The organism is Novosphingobium sp. SL115, assembly GCF_026672515.1.
GTDB lineage: Bacteria > Pseudomonadota > Alphaproteobacteria > Sphingomonadales > Sphingomonadaceae > Novosphingobium.
The window spans coordinates 2,917,449-2,941,713 of the sequence record NZ_JAPPRG010000002.1; the positions used below are offsets into that span (position 1 = coordinate 2,917,449).

Genomic DNA, 24,265 nt, shown 5'->3' on the forward strand with positions numbered 1-24,265 from the left:
CAGCCGTGGATCAGGCCCCGATCAGGCGATAAACACCGCCACCGCCAAAAAACACGCGCAGTAAGCAATCAGAAAATCGCGCACGTCCTGCATGGTGATCCGCTTCAGATTTACAGGTTCCGACCGCACGTCCATCTCGCGCAGACGCTCTTCGGCGCGGCGCATGGCACTTACGACTTCAGGTTCATGCTTTGGCATTTCACGCAGCACATGCGTCGGCAGACTGCGCCGGAACGGATGGCGTGCGGTGCCAAACATGGGACCGGCACCGGGTCCAAAGCCGGGTTTGCGCCCAAGCGCTGCCGATGGGAAAAGCGGTGACGAAGATGGGGTTTGCGACCTGTTCATGCGTCCATCTTAACGCCTTCTTCACCATTCCCTATCCCCGGACACAGGCGATTTTGTGCCCCGTTCCAACACGGGACATCTGCACATAGTCCCGGAACCGGCGCCAATCACGCACAGCAAAAAGGCCGCCTCCAAACGGAAGCGGCCCCTATGTGTTTGTGCAAAGACGTTAAATCAGACGTCGTTGCCCAGCGCGCCCTTGACCTTGCCGGCCGCCTGCTGCGCTTCGCCCTTGCGTTCCTGCGCCACGCCTTCTGCGTGAAGCGATGCATTGTCGGTTGCCTTGCCCACAGCCTGCTTGATGTTGCCAGCAGCTTCATTGGCCAGACCCTTGGCGCGATCCTTCAGTTCACCCATGGTATATCTCCTTGAAAGCGCGGTGATTTTATTCACCGCCTCGTCGAAGATTACTACGCACGGCTGTCGCTGCGGTTCCCTCAACTCATCGCACGCCTGCCATCTTCAGTATCAGTGCCCACTCTTCAGGCCGCACAGCACCAACCGACAGGCGCGACAGGCGGATAAGGTCCATCTCCTGCAATTCGGGCGTCGCCTTGACCTGTTTCAGCGTCACCGTCTGCGGCAATTTCGCCACCGGCTTCACTTTGACAGCCGCCCATTTGCCTTCAGGATCGGTCGGGTCGGTCAACCCGCCCACGCTGATTGTGGCCACACCAACAATTTCGACGCCGATGTTGGAATGATAGAAGAATGCCAGATCGCCCGGTTGCATCGTGCGCAGGTTGCGCGCCGCCAGATGGTTGCGCACGCCGTCCCATGTCCCCTCGCCCTCGGCAACCAGGTCATCCCAACCATAGACGTCAGGCTCCGACTTCATCAGCCACAGATTGCGTCCAGTCGTGTCGGCAATGTTGATTTTCGTCATGAATCCCCACGCGATTCCCGTTACAGGCGGTTTCCATAGCGACAATTTTCCGAACTGGAACACCATGCCCCTCGAAACACTGCCGGTGATCTCGCTCGCTGGCGATTCCACCACACTTTCGCGCGACCTTGGCGAAAGCTTCAAGACCTTCGGCTTTGCCATGGTCAAGGACCACGGCATCGACGACGCCCTGATCGCCCGCGCATGGGCGCTGACGGCAGAATTCTTCGCCCTGCCCGAAGCGGAAAAGCGCAGCTACTATCTGGACGGGCTTTCCGGCGCGCGCGGCTACACCCCCTTCGGCACCGAAATCGCCAAGGGCGCGCGCCTGCATGACCTCAAGGAATTCTGGCACGTCGGGCGCGATCTTCCGCCGGGCCACTCCTTGTCCGATTCGATGCCGCCCAACGTGTGGCCTACCCGTCCCGAAGCTTTCCGCGAAACCTTCGAAGCACTCTATGCCGAATTTGATGCGGTTGGCGCGCGCATCCTGTCACACATCGCGGTGTGGCTGGGGCTTGATGAACACTGGTTCGATCCCGCTATCGACGACGGCAATTCGGTCATGCGCCTGCTGCACTATCCGCCCATCCCCGATGCGGAAAGCGGCGCGATCCGCGCGGGCGCCCACGAAGACATCAACCTCATCACACTCCTCCTCGGCGCGGAAGAGGCCGGGCTTGAACTTCTGGCCAGGGATGGTCGCTGGATCGGTGTATCGCCGCCCGAAGGCGCGCTGGTCGTCAACATCGGCGACATGCTGCAACGCCTCACCAACCACGTCCTGCCATCGACCACGCACCGCGTACGCAACCCGGATGGCGAACGGGCAAAGTTCAGCCGCTATTCGATGCCGTTCTTCCTCCACCTGCGCAGCGATTTTCCTTTCGTCACCCTGCCGCAATGCATCAGCGCCGAAAATCCCGATCGCTATCCGGTGTCGATCACCGCAGACGATTATCTGCAGGAACGCCTGCGCGAAATCGGGCTGAAAAAGTAGGTCCGCTCAAAAAAGTCACAGTGCCCCCGCGCAGGCGGGGGCCTCATTCCGGCAGGCGCTGCTCTGGTAGCCCTTCCCCTCACTCGAAAGCCGTTCGTGTGCGGTTACGTGCATTCAGGTGCTTTTAGGTGTCGTTCAGGTCACTTGGTCACAAAGCCTTGATCTGAAACGCAAAAAGCCGCCCGAAGGCGGCTTTTCGTGGAAAGATGGTGGAGCCTAGCGGGATCGAACCGCTGACCTCCTGCATGCCATGCAGGCGCTCTCCCAGCTGAGCTAAGGCCCCATTTTCCATCGTTTCTGCCCTGGGAGGCAGTCCGTCCCGGCGGTGTATCTCGCCGGGAGCCGCGCCTCTAAGGGAAGGTTCTCCGGCTGACAAGACCATTTCTTCATCGGGGTGATTTTTTTGTGAAATTGGGCCGGAAACCGGCAAAATGCGCCGCTCTCACCCCCCACCCGTACCATAAGAAAAACCCCGGAACCTGCCGGTCCGGGGTCATCTTCTTGTCAGATTACAGCGCGATCAGACTTCGTCGCTGTCATCATCATGGCTGGCAACGCCCAAATCATCGTCGCCGCCCAGATCCACATCGTTGTCGGGCGAATCGCCGTCGTCATCGATGTCCAGATCCTCATCCGCCAGATCCACGTCAGGCGCGGCATCAACCTTAACCTTCTGGATTTCTTCATAAGGAATCGGCTGCTTCGACTTGAGCACCGGTTCAGGGTGCCATGCATACCTGCATTCAACGCAGGTGATCGGGTCGCTTTTACCCAGATCGTAGAAGCGGGTGCCGCACTTCGGACAGCTATGCTTTGCGCCCCATTCCGGCTTGACCATGAAACGTCCTCAAATCTGGCCCGACGCGCGAAAAACACGTCCGGCGGAAAAACTTCACACTTGATGGGTCCGCGCCCTCGCGGAATCAAGAGAGCGCGCGCCTTGCCATAGGCGCGTGTCGCTGTCAAAAGCCGCGCGCTTTTACCTTGAATCCCTGCGCGAAAGAACAGAACACCGTGTCGTCACACGATCCCGCCCAGATGCGCCCCCGCCGCTTCACCGCCTCTGCCCCGCTGAAGGGCCGGATTCGCGTGCCGGGCGACAAGTCGATCAGCCACCGTTCGATCATGCTGGGCGCGCTAGCCGTGGGCGAAACCCGCGTCACCGGCCTGCTCGAAGGCGAAGACGTGCTCTCCACCGCCGCCGCCATGCGGGCGATGGGCGCGACGATCACGCGCGGTGATGATGGCATGTGGCACGTTCACGGCGTAGGCGTGGGTGGCTTGCTTCAGCCTCAATCCGCGCTGGACATGGGCAATTCGGGCACCTCAACCCGTCTGCTCATGGGGCTTGTTGCCAGCCATCCCATCACCGCCACGTTCATCGGCGATGCCAGCCTGTCCAAGCGCCCGATGGGCCGTGTGATCGATCCGCTCGCCATGATGGGTGCCGATTTCACCGCCGCGCCGGGTGGCCGCCTGCCACTGACCCTGCGCGGCATTTCGCCTGCCGTGCCCATCGAATATCGCCTGCCTGTCGCATCGGCGCAGGTGAAAAGCGCGATCCTGCTGGCTGGCTTGAACACACCCGGCATCACCACGGTGATCGAACCCGTCCCTACCCGCGACCATTCCGAACGCATGCTGCGTGGCTTTGGCGCGGACCTGACCGTAGAAATCGCGGCCGATGGCGCGCGCATCATCCGCCTGAAAGGCGAGGCAGAGCTTAAGCCCCAGAACATCGTCGTGCCCGGCGACCCATCTTCGGCGGCATTCTTCGTGGTCGCGGCCCTTTTGATCGAAGGGTCTGACCTGATCGTCGAGAATGTCGGCCTGAACCCCACCCGCGCCGCGCTGTTCGACGTGCTGCGCCTGATGGGCGGCAGCATCGAGGAGCAGAACCTGCGCGAAGTGGGCGGCGAGCCCGTCGCCGATCTGCGCGTGCGTCATTCGCTGCTTACCGGCATCGCTGTCGATCCCGCCGTCGTCCCCAGCATGGTCGACGAATTCCCGATCCTGTTCGTGGCTGCCGCACTGGCCAAGGGGCGCACCGTGACCACCGGGCTGGAAGAACTGCGCGTCAAGGAATCCGACCGGATCAGCGCGATGCGCGCGGCGCTGGAACTGGCAGGGGCCACGGTTACCGAAACCGAAGACGGCCTGATTATCGACGGCACTGGCGGCGATCCCCTGCCCGGCACTGCCGATGGCACTGCCGTTGTCACGCACCTCGACCACCGTATCGCCATGGCGATGGCCATTGCCGGAACCGTCAGCCGCAACGGTGTTGAAGTTGACGACACCCGGCCCATCGCCACCAGCTTCCCCATTTTCGAAAAGCTGCTGCAACGTGCGAGTGCGATGTGATGTCTGAAACCTTTGCCAACATCCTTGGCTTCATTGGCACGGCCTGCATCATTTTCGCCTATGGCTATACCACCAAGCAGGACAGGCCGAACCCGTTCGTCCAGCACAGCGTCAATCTGGTTGGTGCATTCCTGCTGACCATCTCGCTTCTGGTGAACATGAACCCGGCGTCATTCGTGCTCGAATTCTTCTGGGCCGCCATTGCCATCTGGGGCTTGGCCAAGGCTTTGCGCGCGCGGCGCGCGCAAAAGGCCTCTGAAAGGAAGACCGGCCAGTGATTATCGCCGTAGACGGCCCGACCGCATCGGGCAAAGGCACCATTGCCAAGGCACTGGCCGCGCATTTCGGCCTGCCGCACCTCGATACCGGCCTGCTCTATCGCGCCGTGGGACGGCAGGTGTTGTCAAGCGGGGGTAATCCCGATGATGCCGCCACAGCACTGGCGGCCTGCGCCTTTCCAGAAAGCCTGCTGGACGATCCCGAACTACGCAGCGAAGAAAGCGGCGGCTATGCCAGCCGTGTATCGGTGCATCCGGCGGTGCGCGCCGCGCTGCTGGCGCGGCAGCAGGCTTTTGCAAACCAGCCCGGCGGCGCAGTGCTGGACGGCCGCGATATTGCCACCGTCATTGCGCCACATGCCGACGCCAAGCTGTTCGTCATTGCCAGCGTGACGGCGCGCGCCATGCGCCGATGGGTGGAAATGAAAGGCTTGGGCAAGGACGTGGCGCGCGAGGCCATCGAAGCAGACCTTGCCGAGCGCGATGAGCGCGACCGCAACCGCGCCGAAGCCCCGCTACGGCAGGCCGATGGCGCAGCGCTGCTGGACACGTCGAACCTGACCAAGGAAATGGCGGTGGCCACCGCTATCGCACTGGTCGAAAAGCAGATCGCCACAAAGCCCTAATTTCCTTGCTTTTCGGGGGCTGCACGCTTATGCGGCGCGGGTCTTTGAGGCTTTGCCTGCAAGGATACCCGCCATGGCATACGGCCCGGCGGGTGGTTCGGCCCTTTTTGGCCCACGTACCGCATGGTGTGGCGCGTGGTGGAAAGACCGGCGGAAACAACCGCCTGGCCGGGAACATCGATACAGGAAGCTTTGAAAATGGCTACCAACCCCTCGCGCGACGATTTCGCCGCGCTTCTTGACGAATCGCTTGGCGGAGCCGCCAACGGTGGCTTTGAAGGCCGCGTCGTCAAGGGCACCATCACCGCCATCGAAAACGACAAGGCCGTCATCGACGTAGGCCTGAAGAGCGAAGGCCGCGTGGCCCTGCGCGAATTCGCCATGGCCGGTCAGCCGCACGGCCTTTCGGTCGGCGACGAAGTTGAAGTTTATGTCGACCGCGTTGAAAACGCTGACGGCGAAGCCATGCTGTCGCGCGACCGCGCTCGCCGCGAAGCTGCGTGGGACAAGCTTGAAAACGAATTCGGTGAAGGCAAGCGCGTTGAAGGCGTGATCTTCGGCCGCGTCAAGGGCGGCTTCACCGTCGACCTCGACGGCGCCGTGGCGTTCCTGCCCGGTTCGCAGGTCGATATCCGCCCCGTGCGCGATGTCACCCCGCTGATGGACATGCCGCAGCCGTTCCAGATCCTGAAGATGGACCGTCGTCGTCGTGGCAACATCGTGGTGTCGCGTCGTGCGGTACTGGAAGAAACCCGCGCTGAACAGCGTTCGGGCCTGATCCAGAACCTCAAGGAAGGTCAGATCATCGACGGCGTGGTCAAGAACATCACCGATTACGGTGCGTTCGTGGACCTCGGCGGCATCGACGGCCTGCTGCATGTCACCGACATGAGCTACAAGCGCGTCAACCACCCCTCGGAAGTCATCGCCATTGGCGACACCGTCAAGGTGCAGATCATCCGCATCAACCAGGACACACAGCGCATCAGCCTTGGCATGAAGCAGCTGGAAAGCGATCCTTGGGATGGCGTTGCTGCCAAGTACCCGATGGGTGCGAAGCTGCGCGGCACCGTCACCAACATCACCGAATATGGTGCGTTCGTGGAACTGGAAGCCGGCATCGAAGGCCTTGTCCACGTTTCGGAAATGTCGTGGACCAAGAAGAACGTCCACCCCGGCAAGATCGTTTCGACCTCGCAGGAAGTCGACGTGCTGGTTCTGGAAGTCGACAGCGACAAGCGCCGCATCTCGCTTGGCCTCAAGCAGGCCCAGCAGAACCCGTGGGAAGCGTTTGCAGACAAGCACCCGGTCGGTTCGACCGTGGAAGGCGAAGTCAAGAACGCGACCGAATTCGGTCTGTTCATCGGCCTGGATGGCGACGTGGACGGCATGGTTCACATGTCCGACATCGCATGGGGCATTTCGGGTGAAGACGCGCTGGCCCTGCACCGCAAGGGTGAGCAGGTTTCGGCTGTGGTCCTCGACGTCGACGTCGAAAAGGAACGCATCAGCCTTGGCATGAAGCAGCTCGAAAAGGGCGCTCCGGCTGCTGGCGGCGCAACTGCGGGCAGCTCGCTGCGCCGTGGCGAAGTCACCACCGTCACCGTTCTGGAAGTCCGCGATGGCGGCCTCGAAGTGCAGGCTGGCGAAGACGGCGCGACCGGCTTCATCAAGCGTTCGGACCTTGGCCGCGATCGCGACGAACAGCGTCCTGACCGCTTCCAGGTTGGTCAGAAGCTGGACGCCATGATCACCGGCTTCGACCGTTCGAAGAAGCCGAACTTCTCGGTCAAGGCACGTCAGCTGGCCGAAGAAAAGGAAGCCGTGGAACAGTACGGTTCGTCGGATGCCGGCGCTTCGCTGGGCGACATCCTTGGCGCCGCACTGAAGGCGAAGCAGTAAGCTTCACCGCCTTCAAGGCACCTAACAAGCAAAGCCCGTCCGGAGAAATCCGGGCGGGCTTTTGCTTTGTCGGGCATAGCGGGCTAGAACCCGACCATGACCCTGCAAATCCACCAGTTCCCTTGCCTGTCCGACAACTATGGCTTCCTGGTCCACGATGCCGACAGTGGCGAAACCGCGTGCATCGACACGCCCGATTCCGAAGCCTATCTGCGCGAAGCAGCGGCGCAGGGGTGGACGATCACGCAAATCTGGAACACGCACTGGCACCCGGATCACGCGGGTGGAAACGAAGCGATCAAGGCTGCGACCGGCTGCATCGTGATCGCGCCCGAAGATGACGCGGGCAAGATTGCAGCCGTGGATCGCGCAGTGGCACAGGGCGACCGGGTGGCATTTGGCGGCCATACCGCCGATGTCATTGATGTGGGCGGGCACACGATGGGCCACTGCGCCTATCACCTGCCGCACGCTGGCGTTGCCTTTGTCGGCGATGCGCTGTTCCCGCTGGGCTGCGGACGGATGTTCGAAGGCACGCCGGGTCAGTTCTGGGCCAGCCTTTCGCGGCTGAAGGCTCTGCCCCCTGCCACAGTGTTATATAGCGCGCACGAATATACCCAATCCAACGCGCGCTTTGCGCTTCATGCCGATCCGCATAATGCCGCGCTTGAAGCCTATGCCGCCAAAGTCGATGCACGCCGGGCGCGGGGCGAATGGACCGTACCGACAACACTCGAACTGGAACTTGCCGCAAACCCCTTTTTGCGCGCCGATACCGCCGAAATGGCTGCGCGCTGGGGTGGTTCTTCGGCAGAAGAGACATTTGCCGCACTTCGAGCCGCCAAGGACACTTTCCGCTGACGCACATCCTGCTAAAGCGGGCCTGACTTGGGGGAAGCTGAATGCCGAGCGACAGGAAAATTATCCGCGTAACGTCGTTCGACGTGGCCGAAGCGGCGGGCGTCAGCCAGTCCACCGTCAGCCGCGCGCTGGCAGGCGACACATCGATCAGCGAGCCAACACGCCAGCGGGTGATGGAGGCTGCGCGCCGCCTGAACTATCAGGTGGACGAAAACGCCGCCCGCTTGCGCCGGGGCCGCACCGGCACGCTGGCGGTGGTCATGGTCTGCCGCGAAGCGCAGGACCGCAAGGACATCAACCCCTTCTACTTTTCGTTACTGGGCAGCACTTGCGCTGCTGCGTCGGCGCGAGGATATGAAACGCTGGTATCGTTTCAGGATGCGCCTGAAAACTTCTGGGGACACTTCCAGGAACGGCGCAAGGCCGATGGCATGATCGTCATCGGCACCACGACCAACACCAAGGCATGGGATTATTTCGGCAACCTGCCGCAAGGCACGCACTGGACCTGTTGGGGTTCACCTGACAACGAAATGCCATGGGTGCGCAGCGACAACCTTTCAGGCGCCACGCTGGCGACGCGGCACCTGCTGGTGCGCGGCTATCGCAAGATCGTGTGTATTGGATCAGCCACGTCGCCACAGCGGCAGTTTCAGGAACGCTTCGAAGGCTATGCCGAAGCCATGCGCAGCGCAGGGCATGAACCGCGTCTGCAACAGGTCGAGTCCGGTCTCGCCCGCGAAGAACAGGGTCGCCGCGCCGCAATTGCCCTTTGCGAAAATGGCGAAGCTTTCGACGCCATCTTTGCCGTTTGCGATGAAATGGCCCTGGGGGCGTTGAAAGAACTGGCGCTGCGCGGCGTGAATGTGCCGGACAAGGTGGGGATCATCGGGTTTGATGGCATCCGCGCAGGTGCATGGTCTACCCCACCCCTCACCTCAATCGAACCGGATTTCCAGATGGCGGGCGGATTGCTGGTCGAGCAGCTTCTGGCCAAGATCAACGGTACCGAAGGGTCCGGGCGGCGCGTGCCGGTAAGGCTGGTAATACGGGGTTCGACGCGGGCCTGAGGCGTCAATGAGCCTTGCGCTTTCCTGCATATTCTCAAGTCGTCAAACATCAAAAACCCCTCCCGGAACGAACCGGAAGGGGTTTTTGATGTGTCGGAGCTGAAGCCTGTTCAGGCGATCAGTTGACCAGCCCGGCAATCGCGCCATCTACAAATGCCTTGTCGGCACCAGCAGAATGGTTCTTGGCGATCAGGTTACGTGCAGCAGCAGTTGCCGCTTCGGCAGCCTTGGCACGCAGATCGTCAACCGCAGCGCGTTCGGCAGCGGCGATCTTATCGGCCGCCATCTTTTCGCGGCGAGCGATAGTGGTGGCAGCGTCGGCTTCGGCCTTGGCAACGATGGCTGCGGCTTCGCCCTTGGCGTGCTCAACCATTGCTGCCGCGTCCTTTTCGGCGTTGGCGATCTTGGCCGCGTATTCCGCGCGCAGTTTTTCAGCTTCGGCGCGCAGCACCTTGGCTTCGTCAAGCTGCTTGCGGATCGCGTCGATCTGCTTGTCCAGACCCCCGACGATTGCGCCCGGCACTTTCTTGAAAACAAGAATGCCCAGGAAAATTGCCATGGCCAACGCTACCCATGCGCTGGGACCAAGACCGAGAGCCGAAGGTTCGACGTGGTGTTCCGTTGCTGCACCATGTTCAACGACAGCGGTCGTTTCGAGGGCAGCAGCTTCACCGTGGACGGCGGTCGCGTCATGATTAGCCATGGGCGAGAACTCCCTTCACGGCGGCCTGTGCTTCATCGGCAGGGACGGCAAGACCGGCAATGCGGCTTGCAATATCCTGCGCGGCTTCGGCAGCAATGCCTTCCACTTCACCCAGTGCAGCAGCGCGGGCAGCGGAAATGCGGGCTTCGGCGGAACCAAGCGTTTCGTCAAGACGAGCCGCAGCAGCGGCAAGCTTGGCGTCGGTAGCCTTGGCCGCATCCGCCTTGGCGGCTGCGATTACGGCCTGTGCTTCGGCGCGCTGCTTGTTTGCGTGGACGCGCCATGCCTCTTCTTCGGCATCGGCAGCGGCCCGCGCGGCTTCTGCAGCAGCAAGGTCGTCGGCGATCTGCTTGTCGCGACCGTCCATCGTGGCCATGACCTTGGGCACCATGCCCCGGCCAATCACGAAAAAGATCACGCCGAAGAACACCAGCAGCCAGAAGACCTGGCTGGAATAGGTGGTGGCAAGCTGTTCAATCTGAGGCATCGCGGTTGTCCGAGCGTCAGGCGGCCGGGGCGAACCCCGGCCAGCATTTCAACAATCTAATGAACTTCAGTTTGCCTTAGGCAACGAAGATCAGGATCATCGCGACGACGAACGACAGCAGGCCCAGAAGTTCTGCGGCGGCGAAGCCGATGAACAGGCGGCCCTGCTGGCCGTCAGCGGCGCCGGGGTTGCGCAGCGCGCCTTCGAGGAACTTGGCAAACACGTTGCCCACGCCGAGCGAGGCAAGACCAGCGCCGACAGCAGCGAGACCAGCACCGAGCAGCTTTGCGCTTTCTGCGTCCATGTCAAAAACTCCCTTTTCTCAAATCCGTAAGGAACAGTGTTCCAAGTATCGGTGGGTTACAAAAATCAGTGAAGGTTTTCAGCGTCGTTCAGATAGACGCAGGTCAGCAAGGCAAAGACGTAAGCCTGAATGCCTGCCACCAGAAGTTCCAGCGCGCAGATGCCAACCATCAGCAGGAAGCTGGGCAGTGCGGCAAGGAAGAAGATGCCTGCCCCGGCGTTCGTCCCGGAGATGACGAAGCCCGACAGCACTTCGAGCAGAACGTGGCCAGCCATCATCGCAACGAAGAGACGCAGGCCAAGGCTGAACGGACGCACCATGAACGAGATCAGCTCGATCGGGAAAATGATCGGGATCATCGGAACCGGCGTACCGTGCGGCACGAACAGCGAGAAGAAGTGCAGGCCATGCTTGGCAAAGCCTACACCCAGCACGATGGCAAAGCTCATGACGGCCAGAACACCGGTGACGGTGAAGTGGCTGGTTGCCGTGAAGGGATGCACGCCAACCAGCGCCAGCGGCATAAGGCCGAGCAGGTTGGCAAACAGGATGAATGCAAACAGCGAGAACACGTAAGGCAGATACTTGCGACCCGCCTTGCCGATGTTTGCCTGCAGGAGGTTGTCGACGAAGCCAGTCAGCCCCTCGACCGCCATCTGCCAGCGACCGGGCACCAGCTCGCGCTTGGCACCGCCCGCAACGAAGACCAGCAGAACCACCGTAGTGATCGCCATCCACAGCGCGGAATTGGTAAAAGCGATGTTGTAACCGCCAATCGACCAGTGATCGGTCCCGAAAAGGGTTTCGATCGTGAACTGGTGAACCGGATCGACCTTGCCTTCGGCCACGCGCTTAACCCCGTCTCACTCGAATACAACAACAGCGCCCTTATTCGGGGCGCCGGCTCGAATTTCGGATGATGTTCCGGAACGCCACAATGACCCCCATGAACAACATCACCAACAGCCCCCAAGGCGCGGTACCGGCAAACTGGTCAATGACCCAGCCGATGAACGCCCCCCCTGCGAGCCCCCCAATCAAATCCGCCAGCACACGGCTACCCATGCGGTAATTCGCATCAGTTTCCGCGCCCGCTTTCGGCAGGTTGCGCTCTTCTTCCCGCTCGCGAAGGGCTTTCAGCCGCTTATCGAGCGCGTCGATGCGCGCATCCTCTTCGAGAGGCTCCAACCCGGACGGTTCATCATTCATGCCTTATCCCCTGTCAGTTGCCCGACCAAAAGTGCAGCACAAACGACGGTTGACCGCCGAGAGCGCCGCCCCCTTAGGCGGGGGGTAAACATGAGTCAACCGCTACAGGCCGCCGATGGTCCATGGTTTGCCCGCAAAAGCAAACGCCCTCCCCCGCAGTGGCGGAGAAGGGCAGAATTGCGTTGGCGATTCGTATGCGGGATTGTGCGTTACGGGCAGCGCGAATCACGCAGTGGAGCACCGGCACCGCGCGTCTGCCACGAACCGTCAGGTGCCTGGTACTTTTCGCCCGGCTTGGTCTGATTGATAAGCAGGCAACCCGACGTGAGTGCATATTCCTCGACCGTCGCCTTGTTGGCCTGCGCCTTTTCCGCATAGACGGCCTTGCGCTTGATATTGATGTCTTCAACCACCGCGCGCAACGAAGCACTGGGCGGCACGACGTAGCCAAGATAGCCATCCATCTTTTCGCCCACCTGCCCGCCACTGCGCGCCGCAGCATAGGCAGGATCGCGCGCCTGGGCGAGCGCGACGCCCGGCAGCACAGCGCCCAGCGTCAGGGCGGCGGCTGCAGCAAGGGCAATGCCATTGCGGATCGAATAAGCGGCCATGATGTCCATCCTCAAATTACGTCCCCACACATCAGAAGATGCCGGGGTTATCCTCGATCGTGTTGCTGGCATCCTGCGCCAGCCGGTACACGACCTCCTGCTTGATATTGATGTTCAGTTCGATGACGATCGGCTTGTCCGGCGCTTTCACCGAAATACAGCCCCCCGTCGCCAAACCTGCGACCAAGGGCAGCGCCAGCAGGCAGCGCCGCCCGAATTGTGATCCCGTTTCCCTCATCCGAATGATCGTTGCAGGGTTCGCGGATCGGGTCAATTCTGTGCTCTTCATGGCAGGTTTCCGCTTTCTGCAGGCTGAATGTTCAAAAGCGCGCCGTTGACCAACCGCTGCACGGGGCGGCCTTGTGCATCGACAAGGCCCAGCGTGCGCGGGTCCTTGATGAACGCCGGGTCATACATCGCCTTGATCGAAGTGATGAGCTGATAGAACGGCGCGCGAATGTTGATGTTGAACTGAACCGGCAGGTTGGCCACCTGACGGGTCACGAAGTTCTGTTTGGTTCCGGCGCCCTGCTTGACCCCGCCGAATTTCACATTGGTGATGATCTCGCCCTCAAGATCACCGCGCATGGCGATGGTCATTGTGCGGTAATCCAGCGATTTCAGCGCATCGAACGCATAATTCGCCATCGGAGACAGGTCTTCATAAGTCAGCGCGCCGACATAGGACACGTTGCCCCCCGGCGCGCGCGAGATCAGCGAGCCTTCTTCGATCCGCCCGCCATTGGCATCGAAGACCAGCGGGAATTGCCCGTCAAAGATGCCTGTTGCAGACAGGTTGCCCAGTTCCATCTTCTCGATAAATTTGGCAGCGTCGATGCCATCGACGCTCAACGTATAACGCCGCGCCTCGGCAATCCCCAGCCGCAGGTCGGTGGGTTGCAGCAGCAGGGTTCCACCCAGAAACGGCCAGCGTGCATCGTGCAGGCGCAAGACTTGTTCGGGCAGGATGGTCAGATCGATCTGGCCATCGTTCACTTCGATCCCCGGATTGATCGAGGCGACTTTCAGCTTCTGGTGTGGCGCAGTGACCATGCCCAGCAGATCGGTAAATTCCAGTGTGCCCGAAAGCCCCTTTACCGGACCGAACGCGGCGGCCAGATCCATGGATTCTGTGGTGAAGCGGCCCGTACTGGTGACCCCGCGCCCATTCCAGTCGATCTGGCCCGTACCCCGCACGATGCCATTGGCGTTGGCGACGACCCCCTTGGCCAGATAGGTCAACTGATCGACGCCGAACGCCTTGTCGAACACCAGACCATCGACAAACAGGTCAGCCCGGCCGGTTCCGCTGGAAAGATCGTGGCGGATTGCGGTACGCACAACTTCACGCCCCACTTTCGCTTCTCGCAGCAAAGCATTGGCAACAATGCGATTATCTGCCAGCGACAGCGTTGCACCTTCGCCGCGCAGCTTTTCGAACCGCTGCGGGGCCAACCGGTCGGTCACGTCAAAGCCCACTTGCGAAAGAACCAGCGCGCCTTCGGCAAAGCGCCATTGTCCGGTCGCCGCAGCAATATCCAGCGGCACCGCCGCCATCTGCGCCTCAACCCCGGCGAAGGTTCCGGTAAAATCCTTGCCCAGCCGTGCATCAAGGTCGGCCAGTTTGAGCCGCGTAGCCGTTTCGACAGGGCCAAGCTGCACGTCCACCGCCTTGGCGTTCAAAACACCGGGCCAGGCGAAACCGACCGCGCCGGTTTTCAGCGCGAGCGGTGTTTCGCCGAGCCGTCCGGTCATTTCCAGCCCTGGCGTCCCCGCCGCCAACCGCAGCCCCGCCGCACCGTTGCGCACGATCGCACTGCCGCCCGGTGGGCACAGCGCCAGCCTCTGCCCGTCAAGTGCCATCGCGCCAAGTTCAAGACTGTCAAACCGGGCAGTAACGCAACGTTTCCACAGCGCCAGTTCGCCGCTGGCGGAATAGGCACCGCTGAGAGGCAAGGTCAGATTCTGCACCGAACCACCGGGAATCGCCCCGGAAATCTGTGTAGTGCCGGAAAAGCCGAACGAACCGTCACCCACTTGTGCGACCATCATTTCAGGTATGGCGAGCATCCCGCCCTGCGCCCGCCATGGCGCCATGGTCAGCCGGAACAGGGCACGCCCGGCCCGGCTCTGCTCCATCTGCCCGACCACACGCGGCAGTCCGGCCCCGCCTGTGGTGAAATTTCCGGCAAGGCGTGGCAAGCCATCACCGCCATTGGTCATCTGGAAGCGCGAAAGCGAGAGCAAAGCCTGCCCACTGCCACCGACGAGCTGCGCCTGTGGCACCACCAGCGAAATGCCATCATCATTGCGGCGAAGCGCTATTTCGCCGGATAGACGGCTGCCGCGCTCCTCCCGCTTCAGCGCGGTGCGCATCTGGGCGATCAGCGGCGCCAGCAGGCTGCCGTCGCCGCTTTGCTGCATGCGGGCCAGCGCCCCGTCCAGCGCAGCCCCCTGCCGCAGCCCTTCGCCTTCAAGCGCACCGCGAAACTCTGCCTTGTGGAACCCTTCGCGAGCGCGCACCGATCCTTCAAGACCGAGCAGACCAATGCGCGCACCACCGCTGCGCACGCCGCCCGCATTTGCCTCAACCCTGCCAGTCAGTGCGCCTTCACGCCATGCCAGTCGGGTGTCGAGCGCCAGTGTCTCAGCTGCAACGCCGGGTGCGCCAAGGCTTTGCCCGCGCAATCCCACGTTGCCTGCAATGCCGCCAAAGCCCTTGTCAGCGCGTCCGTCTATCTGCGCCCTCATGTCACCCGACCGGATGCCACCGTCACAAATCAGCCCAGCAAGGCGCAAGGGTCCGCGAAATTCCGGCCGTTCCTCGCGGATGGAGATTCGGCCAGACAGCTTGGCCTCGTCGGCAACGCAGCCTTGCCCGGAAAGCCGGGGGGCAACAGCCGCCAGTGTTCCGGCAAAACCGTTCTGCAATGCGCCCTTGCCATCCAAGGCAAGTCCCACTTTGCCAAACTCGGTCAGTATCAGCCCGCGTCCATCCTCGATGACGAGGTCTAGTTTTGGCAGGGCAAAAGGTTCGGCTTTGTCGCGCGGTGCGAAGAGCACTTTGTCCAGTGCGCCAAAGCTCAGCTTTCCGTCGAGATATTGCCCATAAATCCTTGGCCGGACCAGCCGGACCGAACCGACGGTGGGCGTGCCCCAGCGGTAACGGATACCGACCAGCACCCGTTCCACGGTCATGTCCGGGCGCTTGGGATCGCCTATGACGACATTGCGCAAGACTTGTGCGCCCGGCCCGATGCTGTCGATTTCGTAGGTAGCCGGAAGGCCATAAGCGGCAAGCTGGCCAATGATGATCCTGTCGGCAATGCTTTCGCGCGAAAGCCACAGCCCACCGCCCGCAAAAACGGAAAGCGCCAGCACAGAGACGCCGACTTTGCGCCAGCGTGCGCCGCTCCGATGCGGAACGGGGGCTGGCGGCGGGTCGGATTCCGCCATTTCGAAACGATCTGCCATCTGCCCCCTTCTTGCGCACTACCGCGCCATGGGCAATGCACAGCGTTGAACGCGCAACCCCCGATCTGGTGCCCGCCCAACTCATGGCCGATCAAACCCGACTCTTTCCTGAACAGGAACCCGGCTCTGAACAGCAACTCGGCGATGGCGACCATATGGGTGCTGTCAAAAGTGGGGCCGGGAAAACCAGCACGGACGGCAACGACCCGAGTGGCCACCGCGCCCGTCTGCGCAAACGCATGATGACCGGCGGCGAAGACGCGCTGGCCGATCACGAAGTCATCGAATACCTGCTGATGGTAGCCCGGCCGCGTATCGATACCAAGCCAATTGCCCGTTCGCTCATCCAGCGCTTTGGCAACCTCGCAGGTGTGCTCAACGCCGATCCTCAGGCGCTGGCGCTGCATCCCAACATGGGTGAAACCAGCGCGGCGGCGCTGCGCATCGTGGCGCTGGCTGCGCGGCGGCTTGCCCGGACAATGGTGCGCGAACAGCCGGTCCTGTCAAACTGGCAGGCGCTGCTGGATTATCTGCATATCGACATGGCGCATCTGACTGTCGAGCGGGTGCGTGCGCTATATCTCAACACGCAAAATATGCTGATCCTCGACCATCTGGTCAGCGAAGGCACGCTGGATGAAAGCGCCATCTACACGCGCGAAGTCATCCGCAAAGGGCTGGACGTCGGAGCTGCCGCGATGATTCTTGTCCACAATCATCCATCAGGTTCGCCACAACCCAGCCGCGCCGACATTCAGGTAACAGCCAAAATTGCGGAAGCTGCGCGGGTCATGGGCATGGTGGTTCACGACCACATCATCATCGGACGCGAAGGCCATGTCTCTTTGAAGTCGAAGGGGTTGATCTGACGCTACCTGGTTGCCAATGGTGCCACCAATCGGACAGGCATGCACCGGACCCCACTTGCAACATCGTAGTGAAATCGAAGGCCTGCGTGCGCTTGCGGTTATTCCGGTTGTCCTGTTCCATGCCGATGTTCCGGGCTTCGGCGGCGGATTTGCAGGCGTCGACATTTTCTTTGTCATCAGCGGCTACCTGATAACCGCCACTCTTGTTGAACACGCTGCAGACTCTGGCTTTGGCCTGCGCGCTTTCTATGAACGGCGTTTGCGGCGGCTTGTGCCTGCGCTTCTGCCAGTGCTCGCGGTCAGCACGGCCTTGGCCTCGATGCTGTTCATCGCCGAGGATTGGCGAAAATTCGGGCAAGCGCTGGCAGCGTCGTCCGTGTTCGCGGCAAATTTTCTGTTCGCCCGCAGCGTGGACTATTTCGACGACAACGAAGGCTTCCAGCCACTGCTGCACTTGTGGAGCCTTGCCGTGGAAGAGCAGTTCTATCTGCTGTTCCCACTGGCCGTGACAGCGCTTGTCAGGCAGCGCCCATCGTGGCTGCTGCCTGTTCTGTCCGGGGTTATGGGCACCAGCTTTCTGCTGGCCGTCATCCTTGCGGCCAGCGCGCCGCAGATCGCGTTCTTCATGCTGCCGTTCCGCGCGTGGGAACTGATGGCTGGCGCCATTTGCGCCACGCCAGCCTTTCGCGCCATTGAACAGACGGATGGCTGGCGTCGTGGCTTTCGGCTTGTTGGCATTGACACCATCGGCCTTGGCCTGATCCTGATCGGCTTTGTGGTGATCGATCGGAACACACCGGTGCCGGGCCTTGCCTTTGCTCTGCCCGTTTTGGGTACGGCACTGGTTATCCTTGGCAATGGTCGCGCAACACTTGTCAATCGTCTGCTGTCCGCCGCGCCCGTGGCCGCACTCGGCAGTGCGTCCTATGGCATCTATCTGTGGCATCATCCCCTGCTGGCCTTTGCCGGTTACATCTGGTTCGGCCCTTTGCCATGGCCAATAACGGCCTGCATGCTGCTGCTGGCATGTGGCCTTGGCTTTGCTTCGCTCCACCTGATCGAACGACCGGTACGGCAAGGCAAAAGGCTTGGTTCGCACCGCGTGCTGATTTTTGTGTGTGTCGCCGGGTTGGGGTTGGCCTTTGCGGCGGGCATTGCCGCTTACGCTGTAAAGCCTCACGGGCCTGTGAACGCGGCGGCAGATGTACCGTCGCGCGCCTTTCCCGACGGGCCGCTGCCTTATATCGTCTATGGTGACAGTCATGCCCGGCAATATGTCGGCGCGCTGGCTGAAAGGTTTGGCCCTGGCGCAGTTCTGACCCAGTCTGCCTGCCTTTCACTTCCCGGCCTTGCCAACGTGCCACCAGAAAACCCTGATGCCACCGCCTGCGCTACCATGGTGGAGAAGCTGGTCACCACTGTCCACGAACGCCATGTCAGGACAATCTATTGGGCGCAGCGCTGGGACCGTGAACTCTACCCGGTCAGCGGCAATCCCTCGCCCGGCACAGTGGGAGGAGCCGGGGCACCTGCGTTTCTCGCTGCGCTAAGGGCGCTGGCAGAGCGGCTTCCGGCAGATACTTCGGTCGTGCTGATCGGCAATGTTCCCACCGCAGCAGCGGGCGCGCCACAACTTGCTGGCGGCCTGGCCCGCTGCCAGGTCTATCTCAACACCACCTGCCCGGTGCAATATCCCCGCAAACAGGCCGAAGGGGCGGCCATCAATCATTTGCTGGCCCGTATTGCCGCCACCAACGTGCAGATGGCATTCGTCGATACCACATCGGTGCTGTGCCGGGACATGGCTTGCCAGATTATAGACAATGCGGAAGACCATGGCCGGGCGATTTACGCCGATGGCACACACCTTACCCCTTGGGCCGCGCAGGCAGTGGTGGCCCTGTTTCCCGCCCCCACCGCCCAGCGGAATTGAACTGACGCGGTATCGCGGCGTCAGGAATATAGCGCTTTTCCTGAACAACAACCCATCGCCCCTTGCCTTTGTGCAGCCCACGCCCTAGCGGCGCGGGCATTCCCGCCCTGCTGCCGATACGGAGTCGAACATGGTCCCCCGCTACGCCCGCCCCGCGATGACTGCGATCTGGGAGCCTGAAGCCCGCTATCGCATCTGGTTTGAAATCGAAGCGCACGCGACCGAAAAGCTGGGCGAACTGGGTGTTGTTCCCCCCAGCGGTGCAAAGGCGCTGTGGGACTGGTGGGCCACCAATCCCAGCATCGATGTCGAAGCCATCGACGCAATCGAAGCGGTGACCAAGCATGACGTGATCGCGTTCCTTGACTGGGTGGCCAAACAGGTCGGCCCCGAAGCGCGCTTCATGCATCAGGGCATGACCAGTTCTGACGTGCTCGACACCACGCTGGCCGTGCAGCTTGCCCGCGCCGCCGATCTGTTGATCGAAGACATCGACGCACTACTGGCCGCGATCAAGCGCCGCGCGTTTGAACACAAGTACACCCCCACCATTGGCCGCAGCCACGGCATTCACGCCGAACCCACCACGTTCGGCAAGAAGCTGTCCGAAGCCTATGCCGAATTTGCCCGTTGCCGCGTGCGTCTTGTTGCCGCGCGAGCAGAAGTGGCCACTTGCGCGATTTCGGGCGCGGTCGGCACCTTCGCCAACATCGATCCGTCGGTCGAAGAATACGTCGCGGAAAAGCTGGGGCTGGAAGTCGAACCGGTTTCCACGCAGGTCATCCCGCGCGACCGCCACGCCATGTTTTTTGCCACACTGGGCGTGATCGCCAGCAGCATCGAACGCCTTGCGGTTGAAGTGCGCCATCTGCAGCGCACCGAAGTTCTGGAAGCGGAAGAATACTTCTCGCCCGGCCAGAAGGGTTCGTCGGCCATGCCGCACAAGCGCAACCCGGTGCTGACCGAGAACCTGACCGGCCTTGCCCGCATGGTCCGATCGGCCGTGACCCCGGCTCTGGAAAACGTGGCGCTGTGGCATGAGCGCGATATCTCGCACTCGTCGGTCGAACGCTTCATCGGCCCCGATGCCACGATCACGCTCGACTTCGCGCTGGCTCGCCTGACCTCGGTGGTCGACAAGCTGGTCGTCTATCCTGAACGGATGCAGAAGAACCTCGATAAGATGGGTGGCCTTGTCCACTCGCAGCGGGTTCTGCTGGCGCTGACGCAGGCCGGGCTGGAACGCGACACCGCCTATCGTCTGGTTCAGCGCAACGCGATGAAGGTGTGGGAATCGGACGGCCAGCTGAACCTGATGGAACTGCTGAAGGCAGATGAGGAAGTGGCTGCCGCACTGACGGTCGAACAGATCGAGGACAAGTTCAACCTCGACTATCACTTCAAGGCCATCGACAAAATCTTCGCCCGCGTCTTCGGCGCAGACTGAGCCGGGGCCTGATTCGAAATACAGGCGGGGACTCGCCAAGCGCGTTGTCCTCGCCTAGGTTCCGGATGACAGGCAAAACACGGAGCAACACGGCATGCGGATGCTACGCACGATTTTCTGGGTGCTGGTGATCGCAGTGCTGGCCGCATTTACCGCTGCCAACTGGCAACCGGTCGAAGTGCGCATCTGGGAAGGGCTGCTGCTCGAAACCCGGCTTCCGGCGCTGGTAATCATCGCCTTCCTGCTTGGCCTTGTCCCGACATGGCTATTGTACCGCGCAACCCGCTGGCGTCTGCTGCGCCGCATCGCCAATCTTGAAGCCTCGCTTGGCAGCAAAGCCGCGCCATCCCTCACCTCAACCAGCCTTGAGGCCGCCCAGAGCCAGCAGGGTATCGACCAGACGAGCGAAAAACCGTGAGCAACCCGATCTACCTCGCCCTCGACCTTCCCCGTCTTGATGCCGCCGTGGCACTGGCGCAAAAGGTCAAGGGCCACGTCGGCGGCCTGAAGCTGGGCCTCGAATTCTTCTGCGCCCACGGCCATCATGGTGTGCATGAGTTGGCCAAGGTTGGCCTGCCAATCTTTCTCGATCTGAAGCTGCACGATATCCCCAATACCGTGGCGGGCGCGATGCAATCGATCCATGTTCTGGAGCCGGCCATCGTCACCATCCATGCCGGCGGTGGCCGCGCGATGATGGAAGATGCCAAGGCAGCGGCGGGCGAACACACCAAGGTTGTTGCCGTCACAGTTCTGACCAGCCTTGATGATGCCGATCTCAACGCCATGGGCGTGGCAGGGTCGGCCCACGATCAGGCGCTGCGGCTTGCCGATCTGGCGCAGGAAGCGGGCCTTGACGGCATTGTCTGTTCGGGGCACGAGGTTGCCGCCATCCACAAGCGCTGGAAGAACGGCTATTTCGTGGTGCCCGGCCTGCGTCCTGCTGATGGCAAGCTGGGCGATCAGAAGCGTTCTGTTACGCCGCGCGCCGCGCGTGATGCAGGCGCCAGCGTTCTGGTCATCGGTCGCCCGATCAGCCGGGCCGAAGATCCCGTGGCTGCAGCGCGCGCCATCGAAGCCACGCTTTGACGCCATGATCCATTTTCGCCGAGCGGGGCCGGAAGATGTTCCGGCACTGCGCTCTCTGGTCGAATCCTGTTATCGTGGGGACAGCGCCAGACAGGGCTGGACCCACGAGGCAGACCTGCTGAATGACGAACGCACCAGCAATGCCGAAGTAGCACACGCCGTTGCCGCTACCGACATGTGCGTGTTGCTGGCCGAGATTGACGGCAAGCTGGCAGGAACGGTGAGCGTGACCTGCGTCGGCAAGGCCTGCGCCTATCTTGGCATGTTGTGCGTCGCCCCGGCTTTGCAGGCCGCAGGCCTTGGCCGTGCCTTGATTGCACAGGCCGAAAGCGTTGCCTTGCAGCAGTTTGACGCAGCGACCATGGAAATGACCGTGATCGATGCCCGGCCCGAACTGATCGCCTGGTACGAACGGCGCGGTTATGCGCGAACCGGCGAAACCCGCCCCTTCCCGGTGACATATATCAATGGCGTGGCACCTCCCTTTACTATGGTCGTGCTGGAACGAAGCCTGCGCTGAACGGTTCATCGCACCGTAACGTCGTCTCGCTCAAACCGCTGGGCATGACACCTACGGGAGAGTTCCCCAGATGAAGTCCAAGTTCCTTCTCGCCGCCGCCCTTGCGGCTATCGTTCCGCTTTCCGCGCAGGCTCAGACCATGACACCCGCACCGGTCGTTGCTGCTGGCAACGCGCTGCTCAGCATTGCCGCAGAGGGCAAATCCACCCGCACGCCTGATCTGGCCGTGTTCAATGCAGGTGTGACCACACAAGGGAAAACCGCTGGAGCCGCGCTGACAGAAAATGCCAGCCGGATGACCGCCGTGATCGCGGCGCTGAAGAAAGCGGGAATTGCCGAACGCGATATCCAGACCAGCAACCTTTCGGTCAATCCGGTCTATGGCCAGCCCAAACGCCTGCCCGATGGCAGCATCGAAGAGCGCGAACCGGTGATCGTCGGCTATCAGGCCACCAACCAGGTTTCGGTCCGCCAGCGCAAGCTGGACCAATACGGCAAAGTGATCGACACGCTGGTTGCTGCCGGTGCCAATCAGGTGAACGGTCCGTCCTTCCAGCTTGATGACAGCGCCGCCGCCATGGACGAAGCGCGGATCGAAGCGATGAAGAAGGCCCGCGCACGGGCCGATCTTTATGCCAAGGCTGCGGGCCTGCGCGTGGTGCGTGTGCTGACCATCAGCGAAAACGCAGGCTGGGCACCGCCACAGCCGCCCATGCTGTTCGCCCGTGCCGACATGGCTTCTGCGCCGAAGTCCTCCCCCGTTGCGGCAGGGGAACTGGAAGTGACCGTTACCGTCAATGTCAGCTATGAACTGGCACCCTGAAAGTCTGCGCATCCGGCGATAAATTGACAGGCCCACAAATTGACAGGCCCGGCGCGTTGCCTTTAACGCGCCGGGCATGACCGACATCAGGCTTTCACCCGCCATCAAGATTTGTGGCGTTCACACCCGCGAAGCGCTGGAAGTCACCATTGGCGCGCGGGCAAGCCATGTGGGATTCAACTTTTTCCCGCCATCGCCGCGTTTTCTGAAATTTGCCGATGTCCCGGCGCTCGCTGCTCAAGCCCACGGGCGCGTGATCAAAGTGGGCGTGTTCGTGGATGCGGACGACGCCTTTCTGGCCGATGCCGTCACCGCAGCCCAGCTTGATGCCATCCAGCTTCACGGCAAGGAAACGCCCGAACGCGCCGCTGCCTTGCGCGCACGCTTTGGCAAGCCGGTGTGGAAAGTGGTGTCGGTGGCAGGGCCGGGCGATATCGCCAAGGCCGATGCCTATTCCGGCGCGGCAGACTTTATCCTGTTCGATGCCAAGACGCCCAAGGATGCGGCCCTGCCCGGCGGCCTTGGCCTTGTGTTCGACTGGAGTCTGCTAGCCGCCTATCGCGGAGCGCTGCCATGGGGCCTTGCCGGTGGCCTTTCGCCCGCCAATGTGGCTGACGCCGTTCGGGGCACCGGCACCACGCTGGTCGACGTGTCATCCGGCGTGGAAAATGCGCCTGGCGTCAAGGACACCGACCGCATACGCACATTCTGCTTCAACGCGCGCAACGCCTGATCCCTCAACAGTTCTGACCAGCCGTACGCACGAAAACGGGCGGCCTTCTTACGAAGACCGCCCGTCCGAATTCCAATCGTGCGTGGAGGCGCCGAATCAGAACTTCACGCCAAGGCCGACAGCCACAGCATCATAGTCGCTGAAGCCGTTGTCGACGAAAAAGTGACGATATTCGGCCTTGCCGTAGAACTTGCCGAACGAGTGCTGGTAACCAGCGCCTGCGGTCCAAGTGCCATCGCACAGGTCGCACGATTCGGTGTTGTAACCGCCGGTGGCGTACAGCTTGCCAGCGTCAGCAACCTTGGCGCCAAGACGACCGTTGAAGCCGAACGAAACCTTGGTGCCGTCGGTCAGGATCTTGTCGGCGGTGACTTCAGCGCCCGCAAATGCGGTGGTGCCGAGGTCGTAGTCGTAGCCAGCAGCGATACCGGCGATGGCTTCGCTGTTGTTGCTGTCGAACACGACGCCGCCACGCGCTTCAACGCGGGTTTCGTTGGCAAGGGCCGGGGTTGCTGCAACCAGCGAAGCGGCGAGCGAGAGAAGAACCAGACGCATATTTTTTACTCCTGACTTGGCCCCTTCTTTGATGGGGGCGAGGCGTCAGGTAGGGTTGGAGCACCAATGCGACAATGCAGAAAATCACAACAAGGTCATATCGATCATCAAATGTGACATCACTGCAACATTCGCTACACTAACAATTTCTGTTAGTCTTGACCTGTATTTGC

The 24,265-nt window shown here is 61.7% G+C and carries 28 protein-coding genes and 1 tRNA gene; 15 read left to right on the plus strand and 14 right to left on the minus strand.

Annotated elements, in window-relative coordinates; all coding sequences use genetic code 11:
* Positions 1–21 precede the first annotated feature (21 nt).
* The 3 genes from OVA07_RS15595 to OVA07_RS15605 form a co-directional block, all read right to left on the minus strand.
* A complete protein-coding gene (locus tag OVA07_RS15595) occupies positions 22–258 on the minus strand; it encodes a hypothetical protein (protein ID WP_268172428.1) in 237 nt (78 codons plus the stop codon).
* Positions 259–522: 264 nt separating this feature from the next.
* Positions 523–705 (minus strand): CsbD family protein, encoded by a 183-nt coding sequence (locus OVA07_RS15600; RefSeq protein WP_268172430.1) that lies wholly within the window; start codon positions 703–705, stop codon positions 523–525.
* 85 nt (positions 706–790) lie between these two features.
* Positions 791–1,234 carry an EVE domain-containing protein gene (locus OVA07_RS15605; protein WP_268172431.1) on the minus strand — a complete coding sequence of 148 codons (444 nt, stop codon included), beginning with the start codon at positions 1,232–1,234 and terminating at the stop codon, positions 791–793.
* A gap of 64 nt (positions 1,235–1,298) precedes the next feature.
* Between OVA07_RS15605 and OVA07_RS15610 the strand changes: the two genes are divergently transcribed.
* Positions 1,299–2,234 carry an isopenicillin N synthase family dioxygenase gene (locus tag OVA07_RS15610; protein ID WP_268172433.1) on the plus strand — a complete coding sequence of 312 codons (936 nt, stop codon included), beginning with the start codon at positions 1,299–1,301 and terminating at the stop codon, positions 2,232–2,234.
* 207 nt (positions 2,235–2,441) lie between these two features.
* Here the strand turns inward: OVA07_RS15610 and OVA07_RS15615 are convergent.
* Both OVA07_RS15615 and OVA07_RS15620 read right to left on the minus strand, forming a co-directional pair.
* A tRNA-Ala gene (locus OVA07_RS15615) sits at positions 2,442–2,517 on the minus strand.
* A gap of 237 nt (positions 2,518–2,754) precedes the next feature.
* Positions 2,755–3,072 carry a TIGR02300 family protein gene (locus OVA07_RS15620; RefSeq protein WP_268172435.1) on the minus strand — a complete coding sequence of 106 codons (318 nt, stop codon included), beginning with the start codon at positions 3,070–3,072 and terminating at the stop codon, positions 2,755–2,757.
* Between the two features lie 200 nt (positions 3,073–3,272).
* On the opposite strand from OVA07_RS15620, the gene aroA reads away from it, so the two are divergent.
* From aroA to OVA07_RS15650, 6 genes are all read left to right on the plus strand, one after another.
* A complete protein-coding gene (gene aroA, locus OVA07_RS15625) occupies positions 3,273–4,598 on the plus strand; it encodes a 3-phosphoshikimate 1-carboxyvinyltransferase (protein WP_268172731.1) in 1,326 nt (441 codons plus the stop codon).
* Complete coding sequence (locus tag OVA07_RS15630) at positions 4,598–4,876, plus strand: CBU_0592 family membrane protein (RefSeq protein ID WP_268172436.1); 279 nt, start codon at positions 4,598–4,600, stop codon at positions 4,874–4,876. The genes aroA and OVA07_RS15630 overlap by 1 nt, the downstream gene beginning before the upstream one ends.
* Positions 4,873–5,502, plus strand: coding sequence for a (d)CMP kinase (locus tag OVA07_RS15635; RefSeq protein WP_268172437.1), 630 nt, complete (start codon positions 4,873–4,875; stop codon positions 5,500–5,502). The genes OVA07_RS15630 and OVA07_RS15635 overlap by 4 nt, the downstream gene beginning before the upstream one ends.
* Positions 5,503–5,700: 198 nt before the next feature.
* Positions 5,701–7,404, plus strand: a complete 1,704-nt coding sequence (gene rpsA, locus OVA07_RS15640) for a 30S ribosomal protein S1 (protein WP_268172438.1) — start codon at positions 5,701–5,703, stop codon at positions 7,402–7,404.
* 96 nt (positions 7,405–7,500) lie between these two features.
* Positions 7,501–8,265, plus strand: a complete 765-nt coding sequence (gloB, locus tag OVA07_RS15645; RefSeq protein WP_268172439.1) for a hydroxyacylglutathione hydrolase — start codon at positions 7,501–7,503, stop codon at positions 8,263–8,265.
* Positions 8,266–8,306: 41 nt separating this feature from the next.
* Positions 8,307–9,335 carry a LacI family DNA-binding transcriptional regulator gene (locus tag OVA07_RS15650; RefSeq protein WP_268172441.1) on the plus strand — a complete coding sequence of 343 codons (1,029 nt, stop codon included), beginning with the start codon at positions 8,307–8,309 and terminating at the stop codon, positions 9,333–9,335.
* Positions 9,336–9,453: 118 nt separating this feature from the next.
* On the opposite strand, the gene OVA07_RS15655 is transcribed toward OVA07_RS15650, so the two are convergent.
* The 8 genes from OVA07_RS15655 to OVA07_RS15690 form a co-directional block, all read right to left on the minus strand.
* The gene (locus OVA07_RS15655; protein ID WP_268172443.1) at positions 9,454–10,038 is read right to left on the minus strand and encodes a F0F1 ATP synthase subunit B family protein; all 585 of its coding nucleotides are present in this window, start codon (positions 10,036–10,038) and stop codon (positions 9,454–9,456) included.
* On the minus strand, positions 10,031–10,525 hold the full coding sequence (locus OVA07_RS15660) for a F0F1 ATP synthase subunit B family protein (RefSeq protein ID WP_268172444.1): 495 nt from the start codon (positions 10,523–10,525) through the stop codon (positions 10,031–10,033). The genes OVA07_RS15655 and OVA07_RS15660 overlap by 8 nt, the downstream gene beginning before the upstream one ends.
* 76 nt (positions 10,526–10,601) lie before the next feature.
* Positions 10,602–10,829, minus strand: a complete 228-nt coding sequence (locus tag OVA07_RS15665; protein WP_011444975.1) for a F0F1 ATP synthase subunit C — start codon at positions 10,827–10,829, stop codon at positions 10,602–10,604.
* Positions 10,830–10,894: 65 nt separating this feature from the next.
* Positions 10,895–11,677, minus strand: a complete 783-nt coding sequence (locus OVA07_RS15670) for a F0F1 ATP synthase subunit A (protein ID WP_268172448.1) — start codon at positions 11,675–11,677, stop codon at positions 10,895–10,897.
* 40 nt (positions 11,678–11,717) lie between these two features.
* Entirely contained in the window at positions 11,718–12,038 is a 321-nt protein-coding gene (locus OVA07_RS15675) for an AtpZ/AtpI family protein (RefSeq protein WP_268172449.1), read from the minus strand.
* Positions 12,039–12,247: 209 nt separating this feature from the next.
* Complete coding sequence (locus OVA07_RS15680) at positions 12,248–12,649, minus strand: YdbL family protein (protein ID WP_268172450.1); 402 nt, start codon at positions 12,647–12,649, stop codon at positions 12,248–12,250.
* Between the two features lie 31 nt (positions 12,650–12,680).
* A complete protein-coding gene (locus OVA07_RS15685) occupies positions 12,681–12,938 on the minus strand; it encodes a YnbE family lipoprotein (protein WP_268172452.1) in 258 nt (85 codons plus the stop codon).
* Positions 12,935–16,123 (minus strand): YdbH domain-containing protein, encoded by a 3,189-nt coding sequence (locus OVA07_RS15690; protein ID WP_268172453.1) that lies wholly within the window; start codon positions 16,121–16,123, stop codon positions 12,935–12,937. The genes OVA07_RS15685 and OVA07_RS15690 overlap by 4 nt, the downstream gene beginning before the upstream one ends.
* A gap of 155 nt (positions 16,124–16,278) precedes the next feature.
* Here OVA07_RS15690 and radC point away from each other — a divergent pair, with 155 nt between their 5' ends.
* The 8 genes from radC to OVA07_RS15730 all read left to right on the plus strand — a co-directional run bounded on the left by radC (position 16,279) and on the right by OVA07_RS15730 (position 23,537).
* The gene (gene radC, locus OVA07_RS15695; protein WP_268172454.1) at positions 16,279–16,992 is read left to right on the plus strand and encodes a RadC family protein; all 714 of its coding nucleotides are present in this window, start codon (positions 16,279–16,281) and stop codon (positions 16,990–16,992) included.
* Positions 16,993–17,047: 55 nt separating this feature from the next.
* Positions 17,048–18,925, plus strand: a complete 1,878-nt coding sequence (locus tag OVA07_RS15700) for an acyltransferase family protein (protein ID WP_268172456.1) — start codon at positions 17,048–17,050, stop codon at positions 18,923–18,925.
* 130 nt (positions 18,926–19,055) lie between these two features.
* Positions 19,056–20,372: an adenylosuccinate lyase gene (gene purB / locus OVA07_RS15705; protein WP_268172457.1), complete on the plus strand. Its 1,317-nt coding sequence runs from the start codon at positions 19,056–19,058 to the stop codon at positions 20,370–20,372.
* Positions 20,373–20,466: 94 nt separating this feature from the next.
* Positions 20,467–20,790: a DUF1049 domain-containing protein gene (locus OVA07_RS15710; RefSeq protein WP_268172458.1), complete on the plus strand. Its 324-nt coding sequence runs from the start codon at positions 20,467–20,469 to the stop codon at positions 20,788–20,790.
* Positions 20,787–21,461, plus strand: coding sequence for an orotidine-5'-phosphate decarboxylase (pyrF, locus tag OVA07_RS15715; RefSeq protein WP_268172460.1), 675 nt, complete (start codon positions 20,787–20,789; stop codon positions 21,459–21,461). Before OVA07_RS15710 ends, pyrF begins: the two co-directional genes overlap by 4 nt.
* A 4-nt stretch (positions 21,462–21,465) precedes the next feature.
* On the plus strand, positions 21,466–21,981 hold the full coding sequence (locus tag OVA07_RS15720) for a GNAT family N-acetyltransferase (protein WP_268172461.1): 516 nt from the start codon (positions 21,466–21,468) through the stop codon (positions 21,979–21,981).
* A 70-nt stretch (positions 21,982–22,051) separates the two neighbouring features.
* Positions 22,052–22,804 carry an SIMPL domain-containing protein gene (locus OVA07_RS15725; RefSeq protein WP_268172463.1) on the plus strand — a complete coding sequence of 251 codons (753 nt, stop codon included), beginning with the start codon at positions 22,052–22,054 and terminating at the stop codon, positions 22,802–22,804.
* A gap of 76 nt (positions 22,805–22,880) precedes the next feature.
* The gene (locus tag OVA07_RS15730) at positions 22,881–23,537 is read left to right on the plus strand and encodes a phosphoribosylanthranilate isomerase (RefSeq protein WP_268172464.1); all 657 of its coding nucleotides are present in this window, start codon (positions 22,881–22,883) and stop codon (positions 23,535–23,537) included.
* A 96-nt stretch (positions 23,538–23,633) separates the two neighbouring features.
* On the opposite strand, the gene OVA07_RS15735 is transcribed toward OVA07_RS15730, so the two are convergent.
* Positions 23,634–24,092 carry a hypothetical protein gene (locus OVA07_RS15735; RefSeq protein ID WP_268172465.1) on the minus strand — a complete coding sequence of 153 codons (459 nt, stop codon included), beginning with the start codon at positions 24,090–24,092 and terminating at the stop codon, positions 23,634–23,636.
* Between the last annotated feature and the right edge of the window lie 173 nt (positions 24,093–24,265).

Bases quoted from the DNA above. Each gene is read 5' to 3' on its own strand.
- rpsA (WP_268172438.1), top strand. From the start codon at position 5,701: ATGGCTACCAACCCCTCGCGCGACGATTTCGCCGCGCTTCTTGACGAA.
- gloB (WP_268172439.1), top strand. From the start codon at position 7,501: ATGACCCTGCAAATCCACCAGTTCCCTTGCCTGTCCGACAACTATGGC.
- OVA07_RS15595 (WP_268172428.1), bottom strand. From the start codon at position 258: ATGTTTGGCACCGCACGCCATCCGTTCCGGCGCAGTCTGCCGACGCAT.
- OVA07_RS15680 (WP_268172450.1), bottom strand. From the start codon at position 12,649: ATGGCCGCTTATTCGATCCGCAATGGCATTGCCCTTGCTGCAGCCGCC.
- OVA07_RS15600 (WP_268172430.1), bottom strand. From the start codon at position 705: ATGGGTGAACTGAAGGATCGCGCCAAGGGTCTGGCCAATGAAGCTGCT.
- OVA07_RS15725 (WP_268172463.1), top strand. From the start codon at position 22,052: ATGAAGTCCAAGTTCCTTCTCGCCGCCGCCCTTGCGGCTATCGTTCCG.
- OVA07_RS15685 (WP_268172452.1), bottom strand. From the start codon at position 12,938: ATGAAGAGCACAGAATTGACCCGATCCGCGAACCCTGCAACGATCATT.
- OVA07_RS15660 (WP_268172444.1), bottom strand. From the start codon at position 10,525: ATGCCTCAGATTGAACAGCTTGCCACCACCTATTCCAGCCAGGTCTTC.
- OVA07_RS15665 (WP_011444975.1), bottom strand. From the start codon at position 10,829: ATGGACGCAGAAAGCGCAAAGCTGCTCGGTGCTGGTCTCGCTGCTGTC.
- OVA07_RS15655 (WP_268172443.1), bottom strand. From the start codon at position 10,038: ATGGCTAATCATGACGCGACCGCCGTCCACGGTGAAGCTGCTGCCCTC.
- OVA07_RS15630 (WP_268172436.1), top strand. From the start codon at position 4,598: ATGTCTGAAACCTTTGCCAACATCCTTGGCTTCATTGGCACGGCCTGC.
- OVA07_RS15650 (WP_268172441.1), top strand. From the start codon at position 8,307: ATGCCGAGCGACAGGAAAATTATCCGCGTAACGTCGTTCGACGTGGCC.
- OVA07_RS15735 (WP_268172465.1), bottom strand. From the start codon at position 24,092: ATGCGTCTGGTTCTTCTCTCGCTCGCCGCTTCGCTGGTTGCAGCAACC.
- OVA07_RS15675 (WP_268172449.1), bottom strand. From the start codon at position 12,038: ATGAATGATGAACCGTCCGGGTTGGAGCCTCTCGAAGAGGATGCGCGC.
- OVA07_RS15690 (WP_268172453.1), bottom strand. From the start codon at position 16,123: ATGGCAGATCGTTTCGAAATGGCGGAATCCGACCCGCCGCCAGCCCCC.
- OVA07_RS15620 (WP_268172435.1), bottom strand. From the start codon at position 3,072: ATGGTCAAGCCGGAATGGGGCGCAAAGCATAGCTGTCCGAAGTGCGGC.
- radC (WP_268172454.1), top strand. From the start codon at position 16,279: ATGGGTGCTGTCAAAAGTGGGGCCGGGAAAACCAGCACGGACGGCAAC.
- purB (WP_268172457.1), top strand. From the start codon at position 19,056: ATGGTCCCCCGCTACGCCCGCCCCGCGATGACTGCGATCTGGGAGCCT.
- OVA07_RS15720 (WP_268172461.1), top strand. From the start codon at position 21,466: ATGATCCATTTTCGCCGAGCGGGGCCGGAAGATGTTCCGGCACTGCGC.
- aroA (WP_268172731.1), top strand. From the start codon at position 3,273: ATGCGCCCCCGCCGCTTCACCGCCTCTGCCCCGCTGAAGGGCCGGATT.
- OVA07_RS15610 (WP_268172433.1), top strand. From the start codon at position 1,299: ATGCCCCTCGAAACACTGCCGGTGATCTCGCTCGCTGGCGATTCCACC.
- OVA07_RS15730 (WP_268172464.1), top strand. From the start codon at position 22,881: ATGACCGACATCAGGCTTTCACCCGCCATCAAGATTTGTGGCGTTCAC.
- OVA07_RS15605 (WP_268172431.1), bottom strand. From the start codon at position 1,234: ATGACGAAAATCAACATTGCCGACACGACTGGACGCAATCTGTGGCTG.
- OVA07_RS15710 (WP_268172458.1), top strand. From the start codon at position 20,467: ATGCGGATGCTACGCACGATTTTCTGGGTGCTGGTGATCGCAGTGCTG.